General features: G+C 56.4%; 6 protein-coding genes. All 6 read left to right on the forward strand.

All coding sequences use genetic code 11. The features are described 5' to 3' along the window. Nucleotides 1-857 precede the first annotated feature (857 nt). A complete protein-coding gene (locus EN994_RS13345) occupies nt 858-1,448 on the forward strand; it encodes a NodA family N-acyltransferase (protein WP_063169401.1) in 591 nt (196 codons plus the stop codon). Beyond that, nucleotides 1,445-2,104, forward strand: a complete 660-nt coding sequence (gene nodB, locus EN994_RS13350) for a chitooligosaccharide deacetylase NodB (RefSeq protein ID WP_063169400.1) — start codon at nt 1,445-1,447, stop codon at nt 2,102-2,104. The genes EN994_RS13345 and nodB overlap by 4 nt, the downstream gene beginning before the upstream one ends. A 15-nt stretch (nt 2,105-2,119) precedes the next feature. After that, nucleotides 2,120-3,445 (forward strand): chitooligosaccharide synthase NodC, encoded by a 1,326-nt coding sequence (nodC, locus tag EN994_RS13355; protein ID WP_063169399.1) that lies wholly within the window; start codon nt 2,120-2,122, stop codon nt 3,443-3,445. A gap of 261 nt (nt 3,446-3,706) precedes the next feature. Then, the gene (gene nodI, locus EN994_RS13360; protein ID WP_024505873.1) at nt 3,707-4,621 is read left to right on the forward strand and encodes a nodulation factor ABC transporter ATP-binding protein NodI; all 915 of its coding nucleotides are present in this window, start codon (nt 3,707-3,709) and stop codon (nt 4,619-4,621) included. A 3-nt stretch (nt 4,622-4,624) separates the two neighbouring features. Further along, on the forward strand, nt 4,625-5,413 hold the full coding sequence (locus EN994_RS13365) for an ABC transporter permease (protein WP_063169398.1): 789 nt from the start codon (nt 4,625-4,627) through the stop codon (nt 5,411-5,413). Nucleotides 5,414-5,696: 283 nt separating this feature from the next. Then, complete coding sequence (locus tag EN994_RS13370; protein WP_063169397.1) at nt 5,697-6,458, forward strand: sulfotransferase domain-containing protein; 762 nt, start codon at nt 5,697-5,699, stop codon at nt 6,456-6,458. The last annotated feature ends 45 nt before the right edge of the window (nt 6,459-6,503 follow it).

The raw sequence follows: 6,503 nt of genomic DNA on the forward strand, positions 1-6,503 counted from the left end.
GTAGAAGCCATGCAAGACGCCTCATTTGAGGTCACCTGTCGTATCTAGCTGCTTGCCGGACCACTATGTAAAGCGAGCGCTATTGGCTGCCTCTGCGATGCGGGAATTGGCAGCGGACGTCTCTCGATCAAACAGGCATCTTGCTTGTAGAATTCTTTTAATCGTGAAGCGGCGCGAGTGCGCTATCCGTTGAGGTGAGCAAGGCCGGCGCCCTGGGTGAGCGCTGGTGTCGGGTGGTGGAAAGTACAGGGGGAGCTGTGTGGCCCCTCTTTCTCGGCCTCGACGATGTGCGAAGGAGCCTGCGCGGCGAACGGGCCAACGCCCCAGGCTCAGAACCTGGGCGAACCTAACTCCCGCCAAAGGACAGCCCAGAGCTGGATACACGAAAGAGATACTGAACCCGCGAATCAGATTCTGATCAATCGTCGTGTCTGAGCTCCACTCGGCTCTTACGGAGATAATCGCGCGGCCCGGCAACGGCCGCGCGTGCCGCGGGCGTGAGCTTTGCGCTTCGTCAGAAGTGCCTCGAGCGTGACGACGATAATTGACCAGCCATATGGAACGCATTCGCCCAGTTATCCAAAGCGTGGATACCTTTCATCTAAACAAAGGATTTTACCGTTTTTGCTGCAGGTCCCATAGAAGCGCTTCAAGTTGGAAAGATAGGTAGTTCCGATGGTTGCGTTGGATCTGAGGAGCATCATCTGGTGTGCGGGGCGTACAAAGTCAGTCGCATCTGCATTGCGGCTTGGTCTTTCGGCGGTCCCCACAAGTTACGCCCCGTTGGCGCGACGCCAATTATTTAATCAATGCTTGGACATTTATCTCAACCAGACAGCTACAAGGTGAGGTCTTCCATGCGTCCGAATGTCGAGTGGAAGTTGTGCTGGGAAAATGAGCTGCAACTGGCCGACCATGTCGAACTCTCCGACTTTTTTCGAAAGACCTATGGACGGACTGGCGCCTTCAACGCGGAGCCATTCGAAGGCGGCCGCAGTTGGGCCGGCGCGAGGCCGGAATTCCGCGCAATCGGCTACGACGCGCATGGGGTAGCGGCTCACATCGGCATGCTGCGGCGCTTCATCAAAGTTGGCGAGGTCGACTTGATCGTCGCTGAATTGGGCCTGTACGCGGTTCGTCCGGATCTTGAAGGGCTCGGAATCGGTTTTTCGATGCGCGTGGCGTACCCAGTGCTCCATCAGTTGGGTGTTCCATTCGCTTTCGGCACGGTTCGGCACGCGCTGCGAAACCATGTCGAAAGATTCTGCAGAGCCGGCCTCGCGAACATTGTGTCGGGCGTTCGCGTACGGTCGACCCGTCCAGATGTGCATCCCGACCTGCCGCCCACGCGCCTGGAAGACGTACTCGTGTTGGTTTCGCCGATCGGACGCTCGATGGACGAGTGGCCGTCTGGTACCCTGATCGACCGGAACGGTCCGGAACTATGAAGCCTCTGGACTACATATGCGAAGGGCAGAGTGACAATGCCGATCGCATTGCAGAGCGCAGCGTCTATCTGACGTTTGACGACGGTCCCAATTCATTTTTCACACCGCAGATACTCAATGTGCTGGCGCAACATCAGGTGCCGGCGACCTTCTTCGTTGTTGGGGCCTACGCGGCCGACGAGCCGGAACTCGTTCGCCGAATTATTACAGACGGCCACGGTATAGCCAACCACACGATGACTCATCCGGACCTAGCTAAATGCGGGTCCGTCGAAGTCGACTGCCAGATAGTTGAGGCAAACAGAGTCATAGGGATGGCTTGCCCGCAGGCCATGGTTCGGTACTTTCGTGCACCCTATGGCATCTGGACCGAAGAAGTAATCGCTGCATTAGCGGGTGAGGCATTGGCGCCCGTCCATTGGTCCATTGATCCACGCGACTGGTCTCGCCCCGGCGTTGACGCCATCGTCGACAGAGTGCTCGCCGATATCCGGCCGGGCGCAATCGTGCTGTTGCACGACGGGTGCGCTCCCGACGAATTGCAACCAGGCAATCAAGCCAGTCTGCGCGACCAGACGGTGACAGCGTTGTCACGCCTAATTCCAGAATTGCACGGCCGCGGATTTGTAATCCGATCACTTCCTCAACATCCCTGAACAAACAGAGATCCTATGGACCTTCTCACCACAGCCAGTACTGTTGCCGTTTCGTCTTATGCGGTGCTCTCGACTGTTTACAGAGGCATGCAAGCGGTCTACTCCCAACCGGAAAATGTTACGCCGCCGTCGGAAAGCTTGTTCGGATCCGACCGTTGGCCGAGCGTGGATGTCATTATCCCCTGCTACAATGAGGACCCGCGCACACTCGCGGCGTGTTTAGCTTCCATTGCAAATCAAGATTACTCCGGAACATTTCAGGTCTATCTGGTTGACGACGGTTCTGGAAATCGTAATGCCGTCATCCCGGTACATCACGCCTACGAGGGCGACCCGAGATTCAATTTCATTCTGCTCCGCGAAAATGTTGGCAAACGCAAGGCGCAGATCGCCGCCATCCGCCGCTCATCTGGAGATTTCGTGCTCAGCGTCGACTCTGACACGACACTTGCGTCCGACGTCATCACGAAGCTTGCAGTAAAAATGCGGGATTCCATGGTCGGAGCGGCCATGGGCCAGCTGACGGCATACAACCGCAGCGACACTTGGTTGACCCGATTGATCGATATGGAATACTGGCTGGCTTGCAATGAGGAGCGCGCGGCGCAAGGTCGCTTTGGTGCGGTCATGTGCTGCTGCGGCCCATGTGCAATGTACCGCCGGTCTTGTCTCCTTTCTCTGCTGGATCAATACGAGACGCAGCTGTTCAGGGGGAAACCAAGCGACTTCGGTGAAGACCGTCATCTTACGATCCTCATGCTGAAAGCAGGCTTTCGAACCGAGTACGTTCCAGGTGCCGTCGCGGCGACAGTCGTTCCGGACAAGATGGGACCTTATTTGCGCCAACAACTCCGCTGGGCACGAAGCACTTTCCGGGACACGATGCTTGCGCGAGGTCTACTGCGTGGCCTGGATCGCTATCTAACTTTGGATGTGATGGGAGAGAATCTCGGCCCATTGTTGCTCGGCATCGCGGTAGTAACGGCGCTCGGTGAGTTACTATTTTCACATACAGTAAATTGGTGGACGGTGCTGGCTATTGTCACGATGACCATAATCAGATCTACGGTGTTATCTTTCCGCACTCGGCAGCTTCGATTCATCGGCTATTCAATGCACGCGTTAATCAGGATATTCCTGTTGATCCCCTTGAAGGCTTACGCCCTGTGTACATTGAGCAATAGCGATTGGCTGTCGCGTAAAAGTGTTCCCCTGCCCAACAGCAGCACAAAGGAAATCACAAGCGCGATGCCGCTTGGCGGAGCAAATGCTGCGGGCAATTCTGGAATTGCGGAGTCACTTCATACTGCAGATCTTTCGCTCACAGCTAGTGAAGTCTGACGGCCTTGCAGCGCCGAGTGACCGAGTAAGTTGTGTCAGTCGACACGGGGTGAAGCTTGTCGAGTTACCTATGGTCAGAACGGGGACTATGTGGAAGCGACACGTGGCATCTTGACGTTATTCTTTGGCGGAAGCGATACACACGTCGCTCCGGCCGCGACTTTCCAAAGGTGTCATCTCAAGGCGGTGGCCTGCTCTGAACCAGAATTCGCAAGTAAGCTGCCGGTGGCCAATCGGACTCATTCCGCTTGAGATAGACGCATGTCCAATGTAGCAATCGACCTTACCGGCGTAACCAAATTATTCGGAAACAAGCTCGTTGTGGACGGGCTGTCCTTCACCGTTGCATCGGGAGAGTGCTTCGGTCTGCTGGGGCCTAACGGCGCAGGCAAGAGCACGATTGCGCGTATGCTCCTCGGTATGACCCGGCCTGACGCGGGTGATATAACAGTCCTCGGTCTACCAGTGCCGGCACGCAGCCGCTTGGCCCGCAAGGGCATAGGCGTGGTCCCGCAGTTCGACAATCTCGACCTGGAATTTACGGTACGTGAGAACCTGTTGGTGTTCGGGCGCTACTTCGGCATGAGTACAAGAGAGATCAACGCCGTCATCCCACGGCTGCTCGAGTTCGCTCGCCTTGAGAGCAAGGCGGATTCACGTGTCGGCCTGCTATCCGGCGGGATGAAGCGGCGCCTGACGCTGGCACGTGCTCTGATCAACGACCCCCAGTTGCTTGTGATGGATGAGCCCACGACCGGCCTCGACCCGCATGCCCGCCATCTGATCTGGGAGCGACTTCGTTTCCTGCTGGCGAGCGGAAAAACGATCATTTTGACCACCCATTTCATGGAAGAGGCTGAGCGGCTTTGTGATCGGCTGTGTGTTCTCGAGCGGGGACGCAAGATCGCCGAGGGCAGTCCTCATGCGCTGATCGACGAGTACATTGGGTGCAACGTGATCGAGATCTTCGGCGGTAATCCACAGGAGCTGATTTCGCTGATCAGACCGTACGTTCAGCGTGTCGAGGTAAGCGGCGAGACGCTCTTTTGCTATGCGCCTGAGCCGGAGGATGTGCGCATCCAGCTTCGCGGTCGAGCGGGTCTGCGTATTCTAGAGCGTCCACCCAGTCTGGAGGACGTTTTCTTGCGGTTAACCGGACGTGAGATGGAGAAGTGAGCAATGGGTGAACGTTTTGCGGCCGCTCTACCCGCCAACGCCTGGAACTGGATGGCGGTGTGGCGCCGCAATCATCTGGCATGGAAGAAGGTGGCATTTGCTTCAATGCTCGGCACCCTTGCTGATCCGATGATTTACCTTTTCGGGCTCGGCACTGGCCTTGGACTGTTGGTAGGCCGCATCGAAGGTGCATCCTACATCGCCTTTCTGGCAGCCGGCATGGTTGCGACGAGCGCGATGACAGCATCAACCTTCGAAACAATTTACGCGGTTTTCGGTCGAATGCGCGATCAGGGCACTTGGGAAGCAATCCTGCACACACAACTTACCCTCGGCGACATCGTTCTCGGTGAATTGACCTGGGCAGCCACAAAGGCTTTTCTGGCCGGTACGACAATTGCGATTGTTGCGGCCGCGCTAGGTTATGCCGCGTGGACGTCGGTTCTCTACGTGCTACCGGTCGTCGCTCTCACCGGATTCGCCTTTGCGAGCCTGGCCATGCTCGTCATCGCGCTCGCGCCCAGTTATCACTATTTTATTTTCTATCAGACGCTTGTCATCACACCCATGCTGTTCCTTTCGGGCGCGGTTTTTCCAGTCGGCCAATTGCCAGGAGTGTTTCAGCAGATTGCGGCCTTCTCGCCCCTGGCGAATTCTATCGAGCTAATCCGTCCGGTGATGCTCGGCCGCCTGGGCGACAATGTAGGGCTGCATATAGGCGCACTTTGCATGTTCGCTGTATTGCCTTTTTTTCTGTCGGCTGGACTGTTTCATCGACGACTAATGCGTTGACGCTTGCTTACACCCATTAACCAGAAGGAGGTCCGCAATGCCGGATGCAAACTGCCCACAGCGGCCCGGAGGCATGCGTATGCTAGGAATCGCGAGTGGTACAACGCCGAAGCCGGGCGCCACCCAGCCGCTGCAGGCACCCGCCCAGCTTCGCGACCACACCTCGAAGAACAGGCTGGATGGTGAGGCGCGGACCCACCCGGAGCGTTCAATCGATAGCAGCCAAGCTTCTTGTGCGCGTCCACAGACCGTCGCGGCCATTATTTAGTTGGATACACATGCAATGACCCACAACGAAGCAACTCTTGAGCCTTTTGTGATCCTTGCTATGCCAAGGACCGGAACACACTATTTAGAAGAATTGCTAAACGAGCATCCGACCGTTTTGAGTAACGGTGAGTTGCTAAACGAATATGATCCCAATTGGCCCAGCACTGATCGCCTGCTAGGCACGGATCGCGAGCTTCTTGAGCTTGCCTATGTGCGCTGCCCTATGCGCGACTACAAGAATGTGACGCATCTTGGATGCAAGATCAATGAACCTCAGTTTCGCGAGCGTCCCGCATTCTTTGCGGAACTGGCTCGTTGGCCAGCACTCAAGGTCATCCTTGTTGTTCGCCGAAACGTATTGGAATCGCTCCGATCCTTTGTGCAGGCCAGGGAAAGCGGTCACTGGCTGAAGTTCAGCTGGGACAACGATACCGCTCGGCCACCGAGCGTCAGGTTGTCAATCGCCGACTGTGAGGCTTATTTCAAAGCCGCCGACGATTTTCACGCTCGCGTTATGGACTCCTTCACGTCGACCAACCTGCTTGTAATGGAATACGAGAGCCTACTTCACGAACCTGCCCAATGCCTGGGAGCGGTTTGGGATTTCCTGGGCGTTCCAGCGCTTGAGCCATCAGATAACGCCATCCTGCAGCGCCAGGAAACGCGACCGCTGGATCAAACGGTGGAGAACTTTGACGAGTTGCGGATTCACTTCGCACGGGGACCTTATTCAAGATTTTTTGACCTCGGAGATTCAATGCGCTCCTACGCTTAATCGCTTGTACCGCGTGCTCTGATGGGCGTGTAGGATATCCTGCAG

This window comes from Mesorhizobium sp. M7A.F.Ca.CA.002.09.1.1 (assembly GCF_003998555.1).
Taxonomy (GTDB): domain Bacteria; phylum Pseudomonadota; class Alphaproteobacteria; order Rhizobiales; family Rhizobiaceae; genus Mesorhizobium; species Mesorhizobium ciceri.